Below are 18,507 nucleotides of genomic sequence, written 5' to 3' on the forward strand. Positions count from 1 at the left end.
TCGCCCGGCTCAAGCGCCACCGCGGCGTGGCCACCCGCTACGACAAGTTGGCCGTCCGATTCCAGGCCGTCCTAACCATCACGGTCATCTGCGAGTGGCTCTGACCGGCTTATGAAACACGCCTTAGTTGCAGGCATGGCACGACAGGATCGTCGAACTGCGGAACGCCGGCAGGACCTTCCTCGCGCAGCGCCATCTCAACGCCTGTCCAGGACTCGATCCGCAGACCGCGCAGCTGCGCGAACTCCCGAACTCGTTCCGCCGTCCAACCAAATTGCCTCATGTGCCTCAGTATTTCCAAGACCCTCCACCGACCGGGTCGGCCAGGTTGCCGTTTCGCCATGTCGCAGCAGGTCGGGGTCGCGGTAGTTGATCATTGAGCGGCATACTCTCCCGGTGCGCCGTTCGATGAACCTCGCCGTCTCCGCCGGCGTCGCGGTCGCCTGCGGGCTGGCCGCCGTCGCCGTGACCGCCTCACTGGGTCCTTCCGCGCCCGCGGCCGGCCCGGCGGTGGTGGCCGAGGCCGTCACCGGTGTGCCGTCTTCCACCAGTGCTTCGGTCCGGCCGGCCCTCTGTGACGCCGAGCGGCCGGCCACGCGGGACCCGTTCCCGTTCAACCGGGACGCCGCCCGGCGCGACCGCCTGCTGCCCTTTCTCGACCTGCTCGGCAACGGCGAGACCTTCACCGGCGGCGCCGGATTCTTCGGCCCGGTGGACGCCGCCGGGCTGGCCGCGCTGCTCGACGGGAAGTGGCTCGACCCGGACGACCGGCAGAACGCCGCCCCGTCCGCCTGGGACATCTTCCAGTTCGTCTGCGACCACCCGGGCACCTACGCGCAGGGCTACGCGGTCACCCCGGACCGCGAGGACTACCGGGTGTCGCTGGAGACCGTCTGGGCGCCGGCCATCGACGAGGCGCTGCGCGCCGACGCCTCCGCATTCTGCGCCGAAGCGGACGCCATCGAGACGTCCGACCACCTGGAGTGTTTCTGGGACTGACTTCATGGGATCTGGTCCCGTGCCGTCCGGTGGACCGGAGCGACGACGTCGAGCCGACGACAATGCTTGCCGCGCGGATGGGCAGGCTGCGTCGCCCGCGTGCGCACCGACGATCATGGAACCTGGACTCCATCGCATACCTGCTGGACCACGACCACCGCGACCGACCCCGTGGAGGACACTGCCATGGCCGACCGACTGTCCGCCATCGACCAGCCCACGCTGGAGCGTCTCGTCACCGGTCTCCGGGAGGCCGAGCGGCTCTGGACGCCGGCCGGTTTCCCGGAGCTCGCCCGGCGGTTCGGCTGGAGCATCCGGCTGAGCAGTCCGGCCGGCGTGCTGGCCGACGTTCCGTGGCCGGTCCGCGACGGCGCGGTCCGGGCGTACTTCGACGGCGAGGGTATCCGGGACGTCACCGTCTCGCTGGCCGAGACGGGAGGCCGGCCGGACGCGCCGGCCGCCTTCCTGCTGGACGTGTTCGCGCTGGCGGTATGGACGGTGACGGCCGTGTTCGGCACGCCGACCAGCCGGAGTCCGGGTGCGGAGCCTGAGGCCCGATGGCGCGGGCCGGAGCACACGGTCCGGGTCACGCACGTCGGTACCGGGGTGAATCTGGTGCTGGCCGCCAACGGGTTCCTGGAGGACTGGGACGCCGTCGGTGAGGAGGACGGGGAATGAGCATCGAGTCCTGGGACGGACTGGCGGCCGTCATCGCCGGCATGGCGCCCGCGATGGTCGACGGGGACACTCTGATCGTGGATTGTGGCCCGTACTTCGTGCAGATGCAGCAGATGGAGGAGTGTCTCGCGGTCGAGGCGGTCGGCGACGAGTACCTTCCCGAGGACCGGCAGCTCACCGGCCGCGACCGGCAGCACATGCTCGAACTGGGCTGGGACCCGATCGATCCGGTGGTCAATCCGAATTGGCGGCGGCCTTTTCGCTGGCCGCTCCGGTCGGGCGACGCCGCTCTGGTCGGTCGACTGTTCGTCCGAACGCTGCGCGAGGTGTACGGCGCGGTGTCCCCCGATGACGTGACCGTCAGCCGGTTCAACGCCTTCGGTGGCCGCCGGTGACCCACGACCACACCACATCCGGGCGGCGCCGCGACCGGGAGATGCCGCCTTATGACGTGCCGGTCAGGTGGCCCGGCGGTACATGTCCTCGGCCAGCTCGCGGGCCAGGCCGCTGAGGTCGCCGGCGGACCGGATCGGGCGCGTCTCGACCCCCGGACGCAGCCGCTCGGCCAGCTCGTCCAGCAGGTCGGCGATCACGCCGGCGCGCTGAATGGAGATCGCCACGATGTCCCGCGAGCCGGAGGCGCCGGGTTCGTCGATCGCCGCGCCGGCCGTCAGTGCGGGACGGGCGTCGGCGGCGTACTCGTCGAGCGGTTCGGGCCGGAGCCGGTCGGGGTAGCGCTCGACGGCGAACCGGCTCAGCCAGTGCCGGGCTGGGTCGCGTTCCGGTGGGGACATGGTCACGGCCGGCTCCTCCTCAATGCCACCGTCACGGCCGGCTCCCCCTCAATGCCACCGTCACGGCCGGATCCCCCTGAATGCCATCGCCACGGCCGGATCCCCTCAATACCCGGTGCCGCTACGCAGATGCCACGCGGTCCGGGCAGCGAGCTCGCCGAGTGACCCGTCACTCTGGACAGGGCCGGCTTCGAAGCCGGGCGCGAGCCGCCGGGACAACTCGTCGAGCAGGGTGGCGATCACCTTGGCGCGTTGCCGGGAGAACGCCGCGACCTTGTCGCGATCCTCGTCCGGGTCGAGCCGGACCTCGGCCGGGCGGCCCGCCTCGATCAGCTCGGTGAAGCTCGTCGCCGCCTCGTCCAGTGTGATCGGGATGCGCTGCTGTGTGCCGTCGGGCAGGCGGCGGAAGTGCGCCTGGGTCAGCAGGTGCCGGGCCGGATCACTGTGCGCGTGCGGATCGGTCACCCGCCAACCCTATCCACGGTGATCGCGCCGATGCTGCCGCCCGGTCCGGCAGAGGACGTGACCGAAACTTGCCGAAACCGTTTTCGTACGCCAGAGTGGGGCCCAGCAGATGGATGGTCGTCGATTTTTGCCGGAGTTCGGAAGGAGACCAGGATGCTTCAACGGGTACGCCGTACCGTCGTGGTCGCGGCCGCGCTCGCCACCGTCGCCGCCGGAGCGGCGATCGGCGGGGTGACGTCCGCGCAGGCCGCCGCGTCGGGCTGCCGGGTGAGCTACACCATCGGCAGCCAGTGGGGCGGAGGATTCACCGCCGACGTCGCCGTGACCAACCTCGGCGATCCCCTGACCGGCTGGACCCTCCGCTGGTCGTTCACCGCCGGTCAGGTGGTGACGCAGGCATGGAACGCGGTGACCACACAGAGCGGCTCCGCGGTCACGGCCGTCAACGCCGGCTGGAACGCGAATCTCGCCACCAACGGCACGACGACGTTCGGTTTCAACGGCTCGTGGAACAACGGCGGCAACCCCGTGCCGGCGAGCTTCACCCTGAACGGCGTGGTCTGCACCGGTGCCACCACGCCGGGACCCACCACCTCGCCCACCTCGTCGCCGCCGACGTCCACGCCGCCTCAGCGCACCGTGCGCGTCTACTGGCTGCGGCCCACCGACGTCGCGTACGACCAGCGGTATGTCGACGGCATCGCCGGCGTGATGCGCGAGGCCCAGAGCTACTACCGCCAGGAGCTCGGTAAGACGTTCACCCTCAACAACCCGGTCGTCGAGGTCGTCGACGGCGACCACCCCCGCTCGTGGTACGAGAACACCCCGAACGGCAACGAGTGCTACTGGTGGGTGGTCTTCAACATGCAGCAGGAGCTGCTGCGCAAACTCTCGCTGCGCGCGCCGGACAGCCGGTGGATCAACGTCGGCGAGATCAGCGCCGAGGCGTCGTGCTCCGGCGGTGGCGGAGGCGGCGGCTGGGTCATCCTCAGCGGCCACGACGCCGACGGCGCGGCCGGCGTGAACGGCCCGATGAACCGCTGGTACGGCGGCATGGTCCACGAACTCGGGCATGCGTTCGGCCTGCCGGACTCGACCTCGACCGACGGCACCCCGATGTCCGCTTCCTTCTACAGCTATCCGAACACGCATTTCAGCCAGGCCCAGAAGCAGGCCATCCTGAACGGCCCGTACGGCGGCTTCCTGTCCTGACATCGCGACCCGGCGCGGACCGGGATCGTCCCCAGCCGGCCGCCGGATCCCGGCGGCCGGCAAATGTAGGGTGCCGTCGTGCCTTCTGATCCCCTCGATCTCGACTGGTCAGCGGTGAGCCACGCGTTCGGCCCCGCGACCGATGTGCCCGGCCTGCTGCGAGCTCTGCGGTCCCCGGAGGAGCAGCGCAGGACCGGGGCCATCCGGGAGTTCCGGGCGAAGGTGCTGCACCAGGGGTCCCTCTACTCCGCCGGTGTTGCCGCGGTGCCCTACCTGATCGAGCTGCTTGCCGACGCGAACGCGCCGGACCGCACGCTCGGACACGAACTGCTGGCCGCGATCATGCCCGAGGAGGAACTCGGCCGGCTGTCCGGTGTGCGCCCGCACCGGCACGGTCCGCGGCTGCACGAACTCGCCGAACAGCGCAGCGATGCGTATCTGGCACGGCTGGAGGATGAGCCGCACGGCGAATACGGTCGGCCGGAGATCGACCCGGTGCACCGGCAGGCATATGAGGCGATACGTGCCGGTGTGCCGACGTATCTGCGGCTGCTCGACGATGCCGACCGGGATGCCCGGGGTTTGAGCGCCCACCTGCTCAGTTTCTTCCCCGAGTCGGCGCCCCGGGTGGTGCCGGCGATCATCGCTCGGCTCGCCGTCGAACCGGATGGGGCGGTCGGCTCGCTCCTGTGCCTGGCCGCCGGGATGATCGGTGATCCGGGCGACGCGCGGCTGGTGGCGGCGGTGACCCGGTGGCGCGACCAGCCCCACCGGATCACCCGCTGGACCGTGCTGATGGGCCTGGTCCGGCTGGTCGAGATCCCGGATGCGGACATGCTGGAACAGCTGTGTGACTGCCTGTTCCACGGTCCCGCCGAGCTGTATGGATGGACGTTCCACCACGAGAACCTGTCTCTGGCCGCCTACCTCGCGCTCGGTGACCTCCCGGCGCGCTCCCTGCCGGGCCTGGCCACCATGCTGCTGGACCGGCTGGCGGCCGGCGGCGACGACGCGAGCCGGTTCCACTACGCCATGCAACTGCTGCTCGGTCTGGTCTTTCCGGACGGCCCGCTGCCGGATGGCGCCGCACCGTCGGATCTTTCGGCGCAGCAGTACGCCGCCGCCCATGCCGTACTGCGAAGTGGCCTGACCGAAAACGTCTTCACCTCCCGTCAACTCCGGGAGTGCAACCTTCCCGGCGATGAGGACACCCTGCGCGGGTGGTGTACGGCTCCGCCCGTGGCCGCTGAGATCGGGTGAGACCCGCCGTCCTGGCACACTGTCCGGCGTGACTTCGAAAGGACTGTTGACGTGGCCCGTGTGGTACCGGCGGTCATCCGCGCGCTCGACATCCTGGAGCTGTTCCTGGACCGGGCGGAGCTGTCGGCCCGTGAGGTGACCGAGCGGCTCGGCCTGCCCCGGACCACGGTGCACGAGCTGCTGGTCACGCTGGTGGATCGGGCGTACCTGATCGTCGTTCCGGGCCAGCCGGTGCGGTACCGGCTGGGTATGCCGTTGTTCCAGCTCGGGTCGGCGTTCGCCGGGCGGCTCGATCTGGTCCGTGAGGCGCAGGCCGTCGCGCGGGAGGTGGCGGCCGGTTGTGACGAGGCGGTTCATGTGGCCGTGCTGGACGGCGCCGATGTCATCTATCTCGTCAAGGTGGACAGCACGCACCCGGTTCGGATGGTCTCGGCGGTGGGGCGGCGGCTTCCGGCCCACTGCACGGCGGTCGGCAAGGTGCTGCTGGCGGGCCTCGACCGGGCGGGGCTGGACGGCGTGCTGGCGAGGGGTCCGCTGGCGGGCATGACACCGGCCAGCATCACCGATCCGGACCGGCTGCGGGCACATCTCGAGCAGGTCCGCGCGGAGGGGGTGGCGGCCGACCTCGGCGAGTCCGACACCGCCGTGCGCTGTGTGGCCGCGGCGGTCCGGGACCATTCCGGTGCGATCGTCGCCGCGATGAGCGTGTCGGCGCCGATCATCCGCTGGTCTCCGCAGTCGCCGGAGAAGTGGACCGATCTGGTGTGCGAGGGTGCGGCCGCGCTCTCGGCCCGTTTGGGGTTCCGCGCCGCGTCGCGGTAGTCGGCAACCACCCCGAGACATTGACACCTCTCATGGGTCTGTCCTAGCGTCGCGTCCACTTGGTTCGGTATATCGAACCACGTTCGAGATTTCGAACAATGGGAGTGAGCGGCCATGGAGAACACGATGTGGTCCCGGCGCGGCTTTCTGGGAATGGGTGTGGGGGTGCTCGGCGCGGCCGGCCTGGCCGCGTGCGGCGGCGGCTCCGAGTCGCCGCCCAAGGTCCAGGCGGAGGTGCCGAAGGAGCTGATCGACGCCGCCGCGGCGCTGAAAGGCTCCACGATGGGCGTGCTGTCGCAGAAGCTGTACTCGACGGCGGCCAACGAGGCACTGGACACCTCGATCCGGAAGTTCGCCGAGTCCACCGGTACGACGATCGAGAACAGCCTGGTCCAAGCCGACGCGGGCGACGTGGTCGCCAAGATCGACGCCGAGGTCAAGGGCGGCGTGGCCCGCGACCTGGCGTTCATGACCGACTCACGGTTCATCGCCCAGTTCCATGCGCTGGGCGACCTGGAGGACGTGACGGACGTCGTCACGGCCCTGACCGCCACGTACGGCGAACCCTGCGCCGAGGCCAAGAACTTCTGCGTCTTCGACGGCAAGTGGTACGCGATCCCGTACCACTTCATCGGCATCGGATCCTTCCTGCGCAAGGACTGGATGCAGGAGCAGGGGATCACGCCCAAGGACGTCTACAGCTGGGAGGAGCTGCGCGACGTCTGCCTGGCGATCTCCGACCCGGGCAAACGGCGCTTCGGCTGGGGCATGACCGTCAACCGCTCCGGCGACGGCAACGGCCTGATCGAGGCGCTGATCAACTCGTACGGCGGGGCGATCGCCTCCAACGACGGTAAGAAGGTCACCTTCGACTCCCCGGAGACGGTGCAGGCGGTCACCTTCCTCGGCGACATCTACACCAACCCCAAGTACCAGCCGATGCTGCCGCCCGGCGTGGAGAGCTGGACCGACACCAGCAACAACGAGAACTGGCTGGCCGGCGTCCTGGGCTACACCCGCAACAGCTTCAGCGTCTACGCCGACTCCAAGACCAAGAAGAATCCGGTGTACGCCAACACGCACGTCTTCTCCGACTGCATCGGCCCGGCCACCGACAAATCACTGCTGCTCGGCCAGTCCCAGGGCTTCGTGGTGTTCAAGGGCGCCAAGAACGGCGACCTCGCCCGGCTCCTCGCGCAATACCTGATCACCGCGCCCGCCCTGGTCGGGGTGGCCAAGGAGGCGCCCGGCCTGGCGATGCCCGCCTGGGAGAAGGTCTGGGACGCCGACCCGTTCTTCGGCGGCGGCGACCCGGCGTTCCCGATGCTGCGCACCATGTCCCAGCAGTCGCTGCCGCTGACCACGAAGAACGGCCTGTCCTTCCCACAGAAGGCCAGCGCCGGACAGCAGGCCGTCGTCGCGGCCTACGTCCTGACCGACATGATGCAGCAGGTCGTACAGGGGGCGGCGCCCGCGCAGGCGGTCAAGGACGCGCACGCCAAGATGGTGCAGATCTTCTCCCAGCAGGGGCTGCCGCAGTGAGGTCGCTGCGCACAGCGCCGGCCCCGGTGGCGAAGGCGACATCGCCGCCGGGGCCCGGCTCACTCACACCGGCCCAGCGGCGGCTGGGCCGTGACTGGCGGCTGGCGGCACTGTTCCTGACGCCCACCGCCGTCCTCGTGGGCGCCCTCGTGCTGGTGCCGATCATCCAGTCGTTCATCACCAGCACCACCGAACGGCACGGGGCGGACAGCGTGTTCGTCGGCCTGGACAACTACCGTGCGCTCGCGGGCGACCAGCAGTTCCGTACCGGTGTGGTGAACTCGTTCGTCTTCACCGCGTACGCCGAGATCTTCAAGGTGGTGCTGGGCCTGGCCGCGGCCCTGCTCCTGCACCGGCTGCGCCGCGGGCGCGCCCTGCTCACCGGCCTGCTGCTGGTGCCGTGGGTGGTGCCGACGGTGGTCACCGCGTTCAGCTGGCGGTCCCTGCTCGACCCGATCTTCGGCAGCGTCAACACGCTGCTCACCAACTCCGGCATCGGGCCGCTGCTGGCGGACCTGCACCTGGTCGACAGCTGGCCGGCGGGCTGGCTGTCCGACCCGTCGCTGGCCATGCCGTCGGTGATCCTGGTCAACGTGTGGAAGGGGGTGCCGTTCTTCACCGTCTGCTTCCTCGCCGGGCTGAAGGCGATCCCCGCCGACCTCTACGAGGCCGCCACCATCGACGGCGCCTCACCCTGGCAGCGGTTCCGGCACGTCACGCTGCCCGGCCTGCGTCACGTGATCACCGTGACGGTGACCCTGTCGTCGATCTGGACGTTCAACAACTTCGACCTGATCTGGCTGCTGACCCAGGGCGGCCCGGGGGACGTGACCGCCCCGTACGTGCTTGTCGCCTACTCCAAGGCGATCCTGCAACTGCAGTACGGCGCCGGCGCGGCCGTCACCCTGGTCATGCTGCCGATCATCGCCGGCCTGGTGTTCGTCCTGGTCCGCCTGCTGCGCCAGGACGCCGGCAACCGGCCGCCACGGTGGACCGGACCGACCCGTACGGCGTTGGGCTGGACCGTCACCGCCGTGGTCACCGGCCTGCTGTTCTGGGCGTCACCGGAGATCTTCTGGAAGGCGGCGGTCGTCCTCGGGATCATCCTGCTGATCGCGGCGGCGGTGGGGCGGGCGTCCCCCGCCGTGTCGAGGGCCGGATCCGCCGTCGCGCTTGCCGGCCTGCTCACCTTCGTACTCGGCCCGATGTATTGGATCTTCGTCACGGCCTTCAAGACCGAGAGCCAGGTCGTCATGCGTGTCGACGACCTGTGGCCGACGCCGTGGACCCTGGAGCAGTTCGGGGTGCTGTTCACCAACCAGCCGTTCGGCCGCTGGTACCTCAACACGCTGATGGTGTCGGCGGCGTCCACCACGGTCGCTCTGCTCTGCGCCGCGCTGGGCGGGTACGCGCTGGCCCGGCTGCGGTTCCGCGGGGCGCAGGGCTTCACCGTCACGGTGCTGCTCACCTACGTGATGCCGGGCGCGCTGCTGTTCATCCCGCTCTACCAGCTGCTCATCCGGACGCGGCTCACCGACTCGCTGTGGTCGCTGGTGCTGACGTATCCGACGTTCACGCTGCCGTTCGCCACCTGGCTGCTGACCGGCTACTTCGCGTCGATCCCGGTCGACCTGGAGGAGGCCGCCCTGGTCGACGGCGGCACCCGGATCCAGGCGTTCCGCCGGGTGGTCCTGCCCCTGGCCAAACCGGGCCTGCTGGCGGTCGCCCTGTTCACCCTGACCAACGCCTGGAACGAGTTCCTGTTCGCCTTCGTGTTCATCACCAAGGACGAGTACAAGACGCTGCCGGTCGGGATGCAGTCGATGATCGCCGGTGACGTCGTGCCGCAGGGCCAGCTGGCCGCCGCGTCGCTGCTGGTCAGCATCCCGGTCGTGGTCATGTACGCGTTCGGGCAGCGTTTCCTCACCGAGGGCCTCACCGCGGGCGCGGTGAAGGGTTGACCTCAAAGACCCGGATTCCAGTACGGCGTGAGCAGCCCCCGGACACCGACACGGGCGGTGAACAGCCGACCGGACAGCGGATGCGCCGCCAGGTCGGCGGGTGTGAGGTGCTGGGTGGCCGTGGTGATCACCAGAACGTCCAGGCCGGAACCGGCGAACGCGACGCTGGAGGTGTGCGGGGCGTCCACCTCGACCACCGCGAGCAGCTCACCGCCGGGCGACCGGCACTCGACGCGGCCCCCGCCCCAGACGGCCAGCCACAGGTTGCCGTCGGCGTCGGCACACAGGCCGTCCGGGTACCCGTCGGCGACGGTGAACAGCACGGACCGCTCCCCCGCCGGATAGTCGCGCACGTGAACGGTACGGGTGAGCGTGTCCACACTGTAGAACCGGTCACCGGACGGGCTCCAGGCCAGCCCGTTGGAGAGGGTCAGGTCGTCGTCGACGGTCGTGCACCGGCCGTCCTCGAAGCGGACCAGCACCTCCCGGTCGCCGCCGAGACTGCCGACCAGGAACCGGCCGGACGGATCGACCGCGCCGTCGTTGAGCCGGCTCGGCGATCCCGGCGGCAGCACCCGCGCGAGTCGCGTACGCCCGCCGTCGGCATGCACCCGGGTGAGCGTCTCCCGCTCGGCGACCAGCAGATCACCGTTCTCGGCGACCGCGACGGCGCCCACACTCTGCTCGAAGGACCAGGTGCGGACCGGTTCGATCCGGTCATCGTCGCGGAGCCGGCCCTCGTGCACGTCGCCGGCCATGATGTCGACCCACAGCAGGCGCTGCCGGGCGGCGTCCCACACCGGCCCCTCCGCGAGGAACCAGCCGGTGCCGGTGGCCGGGCGGGCGGTGTGGCGTCTGGTCATCTCATTCACATCCATGGAATTGTAGTGACTCCGGAGGTGGGCGATGCATCCGCGACGCAGCGCGCAGTGGTACGCCGGTGACGACCGCAACAGCTACATCCACCGTGCCTGGATGCGGCGGGGTCTGCCGGCCGACGCGTTCGACGGGCGCCCGCACATCGCCATCGCCAACACCGCCTCCGACCTCACCCCGTGCAACGCCCACCTCGACGAGGTCGCCCGCAGCGTCGCCGACGGCGTCCACCGGGCCGGTGGCATCCCGCTGAACCTGCCGGTCGTGTCGATCGGCGAGACCCAGGTCCGGCCGACCGCGATGCTGTGGCGCAACATGGCCGCGATGGCGATCGAGGAGATGCTGCGCGCCAACCCGATCGACGGCGTCGTCCTGCTCGGCGGCTGCGACAAGACCATCCCGGCGCTGCTGATGGGCGCGGCCTCGGTCGACCTGCCGGCCGTGGTGATGCCCGGCGGCCCGATGCTGACCGGCACCTTCCGCGGCGTGCCGCTCGGCTGCGGCACCGACGTGTGGAAACTGTCCGAGGAGGTGCGCGCGGGCACACTCGGCGCGGCCGAGTTCCAGCGCTCCGAGTCGTCGATGATCCGCAGCCGGGGCCACTGCAACACGATGGGCACCGCCTCCACCATGGGCCTGCTCGCCGAGGTGCTGGGCATGACCCTGCCCGGGGTGGCCGGCACCCCGGCCCCGGACAGCCGCCTGCTGGAGGCCGCCCACGCGACCGGCGTGCTCGCCGTCGAACTGGCCGACGCGGACCGCCGCCCCAGCGCGGTGATGACCCGCGGCTCGTTCCTCAACGCGATCGTCGCGCTCGCCGCCCTCGGCGGCTCCACCAACGCCGTCGTGCACCTGCTCGCCATCGCCGGCCGGCTCGGCGTCGACCTTTCCCAGGACGATTTCGATCGTACGGGCGCCGACGTGCCCCTGCTGGTCGACCTGCTCCCGGCCGGCCGCTTCCTGATGGACGACCTCTACCGCGCCGGTGGCCTGCACGCCGTCCTCGCCGAGGTCCGTGACCTGCTGGACCCGGCCGCGATCACGGTCACCGGCCGGCCGCTGACCGACCACCTCGGCGACGCCCGCGTCTATGACCGGGAGGTGATCCGGCCGCGCGCCGAACCCTTGCGGCCGCACGCCGGGATCGCGGTCCTCTACGGCAACCTGGCGCCGGACGGGGCGGTCGTCAAACCGGCCGCCGCGTCCCCGCACCTGCTGCGGCACCGGGGGCCGGCGGTGGTCTTCGACTCCATCGAGGACCTGCACGCCCGGCTCGACGACCCGGATCTGGACGTCACCGCCGACTCGGTGCTGGTGCTGCGCGGCTGCGGCCCCAAGGGCTATCCCGGCATGCCCGAGGTGTCCAACATGCCGCTGCCGGCGAAACTTCTCGAACAGGGGGTCCGCGACATGGTGCGCGTCTGCGACGGGCGGATGTCGGGTACGGCGTACGGCACCGTGGTCCTGCACGTCGCGCCGGAAGCCGCGGCCGGCGGGCCGCTCGCCAAGGTCCGCACCGGCGACATGATCGTTCTCGACGTCGCGAACCGGCGTCTCGACGCCGACGTCCCCGCCGAACAGTGGGCCGCCCGCGAGCCGTCGCCGGAGGCGGCGAAGGCCTACGCCACCCCGGCACGCGGCTGGGAACGCCTCTACGTCGACACCGTCGGTCAGGCCGACACCGGCGCCGACTGCGACTTCCTGCGCGGCGCCAGCGGCGACCGGGTCTCCCGCGAATCCCACTGACCTCCCGGGAACACGCCGGCCCGGCACACTCGACCGCGCGTCGAGCGTGCCGGGCCGGCACCCCACCGATGGGTGTCCGTGCGTGCCTACCGTTGCAGGGTCAGCAGGCCCGGCCGCCACGGCAGCTGGTCGTAGGCGCCGCCGGCACTGGGGTTCTTGCCCTGGTAGAGCAGTTGCAGGTTGCAGGGGTCGACGGTCATGGTCTGGTCCGGGTTGGCGCGTACCAGGTCACCGTGACTGATGTCGTTGGTCCAGGTGGCGCCGCTGTTGGCCGCACCGGCGAACGGGTTGCTCTCGCTGGCGGCCTGCGGAGTCCAGTTGCCGCTCAGGCTGCTGGAGGTGAACGAGCGGAAGTAGCGGCCCCGGCTGCCCATGGCCTCGACGATCATCAGGTACTGGTTCTGGCCTTGGACTTTGTAGACCTGGACCGCCTCGAACAGGTTGGCGGTGGTGTCGCTCATGATCGTGGTGTAGGAGGAGCCGAAGCTGCCGGGGAAGTTCCCGATCGGCATGCTGGCGCGGTAGATCTTGCCGTTGTCGCCGGCGAAGAACAGGTACATGTTCTGCCCGTCGGCGATCAGGGTCTGGTCGATGGGGCCGGTGCTGGAGCCGGAGATGCTGCCGGTGAACAGCGGCTGCGGCGCGGACCAGCCATTGGGGTTGGTCGGGTCGCTGGAGGTCCGGTAGATGAACGGCCAGGCGCCCCACTGGTAGGCCAGCACCCAGATGTTCTTCGGGGCGAAGTAGAACAGCGTGGGCGCCACGGCGGCCTGGCTCATCGCGTTCTGGCCGGCAGAGGCCATGTCGGACCAGTTGGTGAACAGGCTGAAGTTCATCGAGCCGTAGGACGATCCGGCGACGTTCGACGCGTAGACCAGGTGCTTGCCGTTGTGCACGACGGTGGTGAAGTCCTTCAGCGAGACCCACCCCGAGCGGGGGTTGGCGAGAACGCCCGACGAGCTCCAACGGTAGGTCGACGGGAGCGTGCACGAGCCGCCCGGCGTCGACGGCGAGGCGGACGGAGAGGACGACGGCGAACTGGACGGTGACGGGGGACCGGCCGTTCCGGTGCAGGTCACGCCGTTGAGGGCGAAGCTCGACGGTACGGGGTTGCCGCCGGTCCACGACCCGGTGAATCCGAACGACACCGTGCCACCGGTCGCGACCGAGCCGTTGTAGGCGACATTCTTCGCCGTCACCGCCGAGCCGCTCTGCGTCACGGTCGCGTTCCACGCCTGCGTCACCGTCTGGCCGGCGCTGTACGACCAGGTCAGCGTCCAACTCGACAGCGGGTCGCCGAGGTTGGTGATCGACACGTCGGCGTTGAATCCGCCCTGCCACTGCGACGGCACGGCGTAGGTCACCGAGCAGCCGGCCGCCGCGGCGTTCGCGGGCATCGCCACGGCGGCAGCCGTCGACGCCAGCAGGGCGACACCGGCCGACACCAGTACCGCGTCGAACGATCTAGATCTTGTCATCGCTGCTCCCCGAAGAAGGGTTGCCTGAGGTCGTCCTCGCCGCGCTCACTGGAACACCGCGTCGTCGAGGTAGTAGCCGTCGGTGCCCGAGGCGGTCTCCACGTACCAGGTGGCGCCGGACAGCGTGCCGCTCCAGGACACGGTGGCGGTGCCGGTCAACTGGACCCAGCCGGAGGCGTCGACCGCCGTCGCCGGGGTCAGCGAGACATAACTGGTCGAGCCGCCCGCGGTGATCGCCAGCGTGGCCTTCGCCGTCGTGGCGGCGGCGCCCTGGCCGCGGACCCAGACGCTGGTCGTGTAGGTCCTGCCGCTGACCAGTTGCGCGGTGACGTCCTGGGCGGCGCCGTTCCACGCGCCGGTCCGGCCGGTGAGCGCCAGCGACCGGGCGCCACCGTGTACCACGCCGGTGTCCGACGACAGGGTGCCGCTGCCGAACACCCGCCAGCCGGTGGTGCCGTTCTCGGCGGTGCCGTTGGTGAGCAGATTCGTGGTGCCGGAGGCGCCGGCGAACTGCCACCAGTTCATGTTGAACAGTGAGCCGCTGCCTCCGGTGAAACGCAGGTACAGGTCCTGGGTGCCGGTGGCGCCGCTGACCGGGCAGGTGACGGTGGTCCAGGTCTGCCAGCCGCCGGTGCCGGGCGCCGTGCAGGTTCCGGCGAGCGTGCCGGTGGGGCCGCCCAGCCGCACCTCGATACGGCCGCCGCCGGCCGCGGAGGCGACCCGTGCCGAGAACGAGGTGGCCCCGGATCCGAAGGCGACGCCCTTGACCTTGATGTAGTCGCCGTTGTCGATGAAGCCGACGTTCATGCCGCCTTCGCTCGCGGGTTCGGTCTCGACGCCGGAGCTCCAGGCGATCGTCTCGGCCTCCTGCCGGACGTACGGGTTGAGCGTTCCGTTCTGCGGCGCTCCGGCCGTGGTCATGGTGATCGTCGGGATGCTGCCGTCCGCGTTGTAGCTGAACCGTTCCACGGCTACCGAGCGGGTGTAACCGCCGCCGCCGGGCAGCGCGCCGTTGTGGTAGAAGAAGTACGAGCCGCCGTTGAAGTCGATGACCCCGGCGTGGTTGGTGAAGCTGCCGCCCTGGGTGGGCATGACGGTGCCGCGGTAGGTCCACGGTCCGGTCGGCCCGGGCGCGGTGGAGTAGCCGATGAACTCCGAGCAGCACTTGGCGGCGAAGACGTTGTAGTAGAGGCCGTTGCGTTTGTAGACCCAGGGCCCTTCCTCGTACAGCGTCGGCCGGCTGGTGTTGCCGGTGCGGGTGCCGAAGCCGGCGGTGGTCAGCGGGATCTGGTTCACCCCGCCGGAGTAGCTGATCATGTCGGTGTTCAGCCGGACGTACCAGAGGTTGGGGTTTCCCCAGTAGAGGTAGGCCTGGCCGTCGTCGTCGACGAACACCGTCGGGTCGATCTCGCCGTTCTCCACCAGTGGACGGCCGAGGGCGTCGGTGAAGGGCCCGGTCGGGCTGCCGGCCACGCCCACGCCGATGGCCATCCGGCCGGTCGACCGGTTCTTGACGGGTACGTACCAGTAGAACTTGCCGTTGCGCTGAACGACCTGGCCGGCCCACGCGTCGGCGCTCGCCCAGCTGAAGGTGGCCAGGCTCATGGGCGAGCCGTGATCGGTCCAGTTCACCATGTCGGCGGACGAGTACAGCCGCCACTCCTTCATGGTGAAGTAGGTGGAGTTGTCCTCGTCGTGGCCGGTGTAGAGATAGACGCGGCCGTTGTGCACCAGCGGCGCCGGGTCGGCGGTGTAGACGGTCTGCACGATCGGATTGTCGGCCTGTGCGGGCGACGGCACGGCGACGGCCGCGCACATCAGGGCCAGGACCCAGAGAGTTCTCGTGAACATCAGACGCGGCTCCATCGCTGGTTGGCGGCACCGCCGCAGGTCCACAGCAGGACGAGCGTGCCGTTCGCGGTCAGGTTGCGGTCGACGTCCAGGCAGAGTCCGGAGGCGGCGCCGCGGACGGTGCCGTCGGTGTTGAGCGTCCACTGCTGGTTGGTGCCGCCGTTGCAGTCCCACAGCTGGGCCTTCGCGCCGGCGGTGGCGCCGATCGGCGCGTCGAGGCACTTGCCGAGTATCTGGATGCTCTGGCCGGTGACCGTCCAGCGCTGGTTGGCGCCGCCGTTGCAGTCCCAGATCACCGGCTGCGTGCCGTTGGCCGTGGTGCCGTTGGGCACGTCCAGGCAGCGTCCCGATGCGGCGCTGACGAACGTGGTGCCGGTCGGCGGTGTGCTCGTCCCGCCGCTGACCCGGTAGACCACCGTGCCGTGGCTGGGCACACTGGCGCTGATGCCGCCGGTGCTGGTCGTCGTGGCGCCGCTCCAGGCGTCCTGCAGGGTGAAGGAACTGCCCGACTTGCCGATCGCCGCGGCGGTGGTCGAGACGGTGGCGGTGGACCCGCCCTGGTTGAACAACGCGACGGCGACATCCCCGTTGGCCAGCCTCTTGGCCAGCACGCGGCGCGTACCGTCGTACGAGATCTGTGTCGCCTGGAGGCCGAGCGTGTCCTGGTTGACGGCGATGAGCCGCGGGTTCTTCAGGATGGTCTGGGTGGCCGAGCTCATCGAGCGCAGGTCGTTGCCGGCGATCAGCGGAGAGGCCATGATCGCCCAGAGCGCGAAGTGGCTGCGCTGCTCGGTGTCGGTCATGCCGCTGCGGCCGACCTCCATCATGTCCGGGTCGTTGAACTGCCCGGGCCGGGCGTAACCGGCGAGCGGCACGGTGACGTCGACGATGTTCTTCACGCCCATCGGATAGCCGTTGGTCTGCCCGGTGTCCCAGGCGTTGGTGATGTCCTCGGTGGTACGCCACATGTTCGCGACGTCGCCCCAGTTGCGCTGCGGGCCGGTCTTGGCGTGAATGCTGTTCGGGTTGATGCTGTAGACGATCGGCCGGCCGGTGGCGGCCAGCGCGTCACGCATCCGGGCGAACGTGGTGACCTGATCGTTGATGGTGCCGCTCGGCGAGCACCAGTCGTACTTGAGGTAGTCGACGCCCCAGGCGGCGAACTGCCGGGCGTCCTGCGCCTCGTGTCCCTGGCTGCCGGTGGCGCCGGGGTAGCTGCCGAAGTACTGGGCGCAGGTCTTGTCCAGCGGCGCCTGGTAGATGCCGAACTTGAGGCCGCGGCCGTGCAGGTAGTCGCCCAGCGCCTTCATCCCGCTGGGGAAGCGGGTCGGATCGCCCTGGAGGTTGCCGGAGGAGTCGCGGTTCGGGTTCATCCAGCAGTCGTCGACGACGACGTACTGGTAGCCCGCGTCGCGCATGCCGCTGCTGACCATCGCGTCGGCCATCTGCCGGATCAGCGTCTCGTTGATGTTGCAGCCGAAGGTGTTCCAGCTGTTCCACCCCATCGGCGGGGTGCGGGCCACGCCGTTGTCCAGCGCCCGGGCGGCGGGTGCGGGCAGCACCAGCAGCAGTACGGCGGCGAGTACGGTCGCCAGTTTTCTCATCATCGCCTCGTCCAGAGTTGGTTGGGGGCATGGGTGCAGGTCCAGAGGATGACCGGGGTGCCGTTGGCGGAGTTCTGGCCGCTGACGTCCAGGCACAGGCCCGACTGCGCGTTGCGGATCGTGCTGCCCGACGTGAACGTCCACCTCTGATTGGTGGCGCCGCTGCAGGCCCACAGCTGCGCCTTGGTGCCGGCCGTGGCACCGGTGGGCGAGTCGAGGCACCTGCCGAGCGACTGGAGGGTCTGGCCGTCGTAGGTCCACCGCTGGTTCGTGGCGCCGCTGCAGTCCCAGATGATCGGCTGGGTACCGTTGGCGGTGCTGCCGTTCGGTACGTCCAGGCAGCGTCCGGAGGCGGTGCCGACCAGTGCCCCGCCGGTTCCGGTGACCGGGTCACCGAGCGAGCCGGGGACCGACCGTAACGCCGCGTACCAGGTGGCGGCCATCTTGTCGTAGCCGCCGGCCGTCGGGTGGACGCCGTCGATCAGATCGGCGGTGGTGAGCGCCGCGTGCATGTCGACGAGGTGGACCCGCGTGCCCTTGCTCTGCACGATGCCGGGAAGGGCCGCGTTGAAGGTACGGGCGGCCGCCTCCTGCCCCCCGTTGGCCAGCGGGATGATGGTGGCCACGAAGACGTCGGCCGACGGTGCGGCGGCGGTGATGCGGTCGATCAGGGCGGACAGCCGGCCCGGCGCGCCGGCCACGTTGTAGTTCTGCAGGATGTCGTTGGTGCCGATGTGCAGCAGCACGGTGCGCGGGGTGGTGGTGCGCAGCCAGCCGCTGATGTTGGCGTCGATCTGATCGATGCGCCAGCCGGGGTGGCCCTCGTGGTCGTGGTCGCCGAGAACGGCCGGCCCGTTGAACTGGGATCCGACGAGATCGACCCGGTATCCGGCGGCCGCCGCGCGCTGCCACAGGCCTGTCCGGTAGCCACCGGGCACCTGGGTGCCTTCGGTGATGGAGTCGCCGAGCGGCATGACGCGGGTGCCGCCGTTGGACTCCGCGGACGCCGGACCGGCTCCGGCCATCACGCCGGCGGCGGCCATGATGATCGTGAGGGCGGCTACGAGCGGCGACCGTCTTCTGCTGGGCATGGGGATGCCTCCTCGACGAGCGGGGGAACCGAGGGTCTGTTATCGCTCACACCACTGCCCATGAGGCAGCTGACGACGCGCCACCCGGCCTGAGAGCGCTAACACCTGGTTCGGAAGGTTGCCAGGAT

16 protein-coding genes and 1 pseudogene are annotated in these 18,507 nt (G+C 70.1%); 10 read left to right on the forward strand and 7 right to left on the reverse strand.

Annotation, left to right across the window (positions count from 1 at the left end):
• From J5X75_RS45020 to J5X75_RS37545, 4 genes and pseudogenes are all read left to right on the forward strand, one after another.
• Positions 1-104, forward strand: a pseudogene (locus J5X75_RS45020) (IS5 family transposase); the annotation flags it as partial.
• Between the two features lie 292 nt (positions 105-396).
• The gene (locus tag J5X75_RS37535; RefSeq protein WP_208472409.1) at positions 397-999 is read left to right on the forward strand and encodes a hypothetical protein; all 603 of its coding nucleotides are present in this window, start codon (positions 397-399) and stop codon (positions 997-999) included.
• Between the two features lie 186 nt (positions 1,000-1,185).
• Positions 1,186-1,677 carry a DUF6301 family protein gene (locus tag J5X75_RS37540; RefSeq protein ID WP_208472411.1) on the forward strand — a complete coding sequence of 164 codons (492 nt, stop codon included), beginning with the start codon at positions 1,186-1,188 and terminating at the stop codon, positions 1,675-1,677.
• A complete protein-coding gene (locus J5X75_RS37545; protein ID WP_208472413.1) occupies positions 1,674-2,072 on the forward strand; it encodes a TY-Chap domain-containing protein in 399 nt (132 codons plus the stop codon). Before J5X75_RS37540 ends, J5X75_RS37545 begins: the two co-directional genes overlap by 4 nt.
• 63 nt (positions 2,073-2,135) lie before the next feature.
• Here J5X75_RS37545 and J5X75_RS37550 read toward each other — a convergent pair whose 3' ends face one another.
• Positions 2,136-2,477, reverse strand: a complete 342-nt coding sequence (locus J5X75_RS37550; protein ID WP_208472415.1) for a hypothetical protein — start codon at positions 2,475-2,477, stop codon at positions 2,136-2,138.
• Positions 2,478-2,576: 99 nt separating this feature from the next.
• The gene (locus J5X75_RS37555) at positions 2,577-2,936 is read right to left on the reverse strand and encodes a hypothetical protein (RefSeq protein ID WP_208472417.1); all 360 of its coding nucleotides are present in this window, start codon (positions 2,934-2,936) and stop codon (positions 2,577-2,579) included.
• Between the two features lie 153 nt (positions 2,937-3,089).
• On the opposite strand from J5X75_RS37555, the gene J5X75_RS37560 reads away from it, so the two are divergent.
• The 5 genes from J5X75_RS37560 to J5X75_RS37580 all read left to right on the forward strand — a co-directional run bounded on the left by J5X75_RS37560 (position 3,090) and on the right by J5X75_RS37580 (position 9,733).
• Positions 3,090-4,148, forward strand: a complete 1,059-nt coding sequence (locus J5X75_RS37560) for a cellulose-binding domain-containing protein (RefSeq protein ID WP_208472419.1) — start codon at positions 3,090-3,092, stop codon at positions 4,146-4,148.
• 78 nt (positions 4,149-4,226) lie between these two features.
• The gene (locus J5X75_RS37565; protein WP_208472420.1) at positions 4,227-5,408 is read left to right on the forward strand and encodes a hypothetical protein; all 1,182 of its coding nucleotides are present in this window, start codon (positions 4,227-4,229) and stop codon (positions 5,406-5,408) included.
• Positions 5,409-5,459: 51 nt separating this feature from the next.
• Positions 5,460-6,230 carry an IclR family transcriptional regulator gene (locus tag J5X75_RS46255; protein ID WP_208472422.1) on the forward strand — a complete coding sequence of 257 codons (771 nt, stop codon included), beginning with the start codon at positions 5,460-5,462 and terminating at the stop codon, positions 6,228-6,230.
• A gap of 114 nt (positions 6,231-6,344) precedes the next feature.
• Positions 6,345-7,772 (forward strand): extracellular solute-binding protein, encoded by a 1,428-nt coding sequence (locus J5X75_RS37575; RefSeq protein WP_208472423.1) that lies wholly within the window; start codon positions 6,345-6,347, stop codon positions 7,770-7,772.
• Positions 7,769-9,733, forward strand: coding sequence for an ABC transporter permease (locus tag J5X75_RS37580; protein ID WP_208472425.1), 1,965 nt, complete (start codon positions 7,769-7,771; stop codon positions 9,731-9,733). Before J5X75_RS37575 ends, J5X75_RS37580 begins: the two co-directional genes overlap by 4 nt.
• A gap of 2 nt (positions 9,734-9,735) precedes the next feature.
• Here the strand turns inward: J5X75_RS37580 and J5X75_RS37585 are convergent, their stop codons facing one another.
• Complete coding sequence (locus J5X75_RS37585; RefSeq protein ID WP_208472427.1) at positions 9,736-10,596, reverse strand: SMP-30/gluconolactonase/LRE family protein; 861 nt, start codon at positions 10,594-10,596, stop codon at positions 9,736-9,738.
• Positions 10,597-10,639: 43 nt separating this feature from the next.
• Here J5X75_RS37585 and J5X75_RS37590 point away from each other — a divergent pair, with 43 nt between their 5' ends.
• Complete coding sequence (locus tag J5X75_RS37590) at positions 10,640-12,355, forward strand: IlvD/Edd family dehydratase (protein WP_208472428.1); 1,716 nt, start codon at positions 10,640-10,642, stop codon at positions 12,353-12,355.
• A gap of 86 nt (positions 12,356-12,441) precedes the next feature.
• On the opposite strand, the gene J5X75_RS37595 is transcribed toward J5X75_RS37590, so the two are convergent.
• From J5X75_RS37595 to J5X75_RS37610, 4 genes are read right to left on the reverse strand one after another with little or no spacing between them, the layout of a single operon-like run.
• On the reverse strand, positions 12,442-13,833 hold the full coding sequence (locus tag J5X75_RS37595; RefSeq protein WP_208472430.1) for a non-reducing end alpha-L-arabinofuranosidase family hydrolase: 1,392 nt from the start codon (positions 13,831-13,833) through the stop codon (positions 12,442-12,444).
• Positions 13,834-13,878: 45 nt separating this feature from the next.
• The gene (locus J5X75_RS37600; RefSeq protein WP_208472432.1) at positions 13,879-15,684 is read right to left on the reverse strand and encodes a family 43 glycosylhydrolase; all 1,806 of its coding nucleotides are present in this window, start codon (positions 15,682-15,684) and stop codon (positions 13,879-13,881) included.
• The gene (locus J5X75_RS37605; protein WP_208472434.1) at positions 15,684-17,291 is read right to left on the reverse strand and encodes a glycoside hydrolase family 27 protein; all 1,608 of its coding nucleotides are present in this window, start codon (positions 17,289-17,291) and stop codon (positions 15,684-15,686) included. Before J5X75_RS37605 ends, J5X75_RS37600 begins: the two co-directional genes overlap by 1 nt.
• Positions 17,288-18,379, reverse strand: a complete 1,092-nt coding sequence (locus J5X75_RS37610) for an RICIN domain-containing protein (RefSeq protein ID WP_208472436.1) — start codon at positions 18,377-18,379, stop codon at positions 17,288-17,290. Before J5X75_RS37610 ends, J5X75_RS37605 begins: the two co-directional genes overlap by 4 nt.
• Positions 18,380-18,507: the final 128 nt, after the last annotated feature.

Origin of the sequence: Actinoplanes flavus (assembly GCF_017592555.1) — a bacterium.
In the GTDB taxonomy this organism is placed as follows: domain Bacteria; phylum Actinomycetota; class Actinomycetes; order Mycobacteriales; family Micromonosporaceae; genus Actinoplanes; species Actinoplanes flavus.

What these genes read in the sequence shown, in the direction of transcription:
- J5X75_RS37605 (WP_208472434.1), bottom strand. Translation starts at nt 17,291, where the DNA reads ATGATGAGAAAACTGGCGACCGTACTCGCCGCCGTACTGCTGCTGGTG.
- J5X75_RS37610 (WP_208472436.1), bottom strand. Translation starts at nt 18,379, where the DNA reads ATGCCCAGCAGAAGACGGTCGCCGCTCGTAGCCGCCCTCACGATCATC.
- J5X75_RS37540 (WP_208472411.1), top strand. Translation starts at nt 1,186, where the DNA reads ATGGCCGACCGACTGTCCGCCATCGACCAGCCCACGCTGGAGCGTCTC.
- J5X75_RS37560 (WP_208472419.1), top strand. Translation starts at nt 3,090, where the DNA reads ATGCTTCAACGGGTACGCCGTACCGTCGTGGTCGCGGCCGCGCTCGCC.
- J5X75_RS37585 (WP_208472427.1), bottom strand. Translation starts at nt 10,596, where the DNA reads ATGACCAGACGCCACACCGCCCGCCCGGCCACCGGCACCGGCTGGTTC.
- J5X75_RS37600 (WP_208472432.1), bottom strand. Translation starts at nt 15,684, where the DNA reads ATGTTCACGAGAACTCTCTGGGTCCTGGCCCTGATGTGCGCGGCCGTC.
- J5X75_RS37590 (WP_208472428.1), top strand. Translation starts at nt 10,640, where the DNA reads ATGCATCCGCGACGCAGCGCGCAGTGGTACGCCGGTGACGACCGCAAC.
- J5X75_RS37575 (WP_208472423.1), top strand. Translation starts at nt 6,345, where the DNA reads ATGGAGAACACGATGTGGTCCCGGCGCGGCTTTCTGGGAATGGGTGTG.
- J5X75_RS37595 (WP_208472430.1), bottom strand. Translation starts at nt 13,833, where the DNA reads ATGACAAGATCTAGATCGTTCGACGCGGTACTGGTGTCGGCCGGTGTC.
- J5X75_RS37545 (WP_208472413.1), top strand. Translation starts at nt 1,674, where the DNA reads ATGAGCATCGAGTCCTGGGACGGACTGGCGGCCGTCATCGCCGGCATG.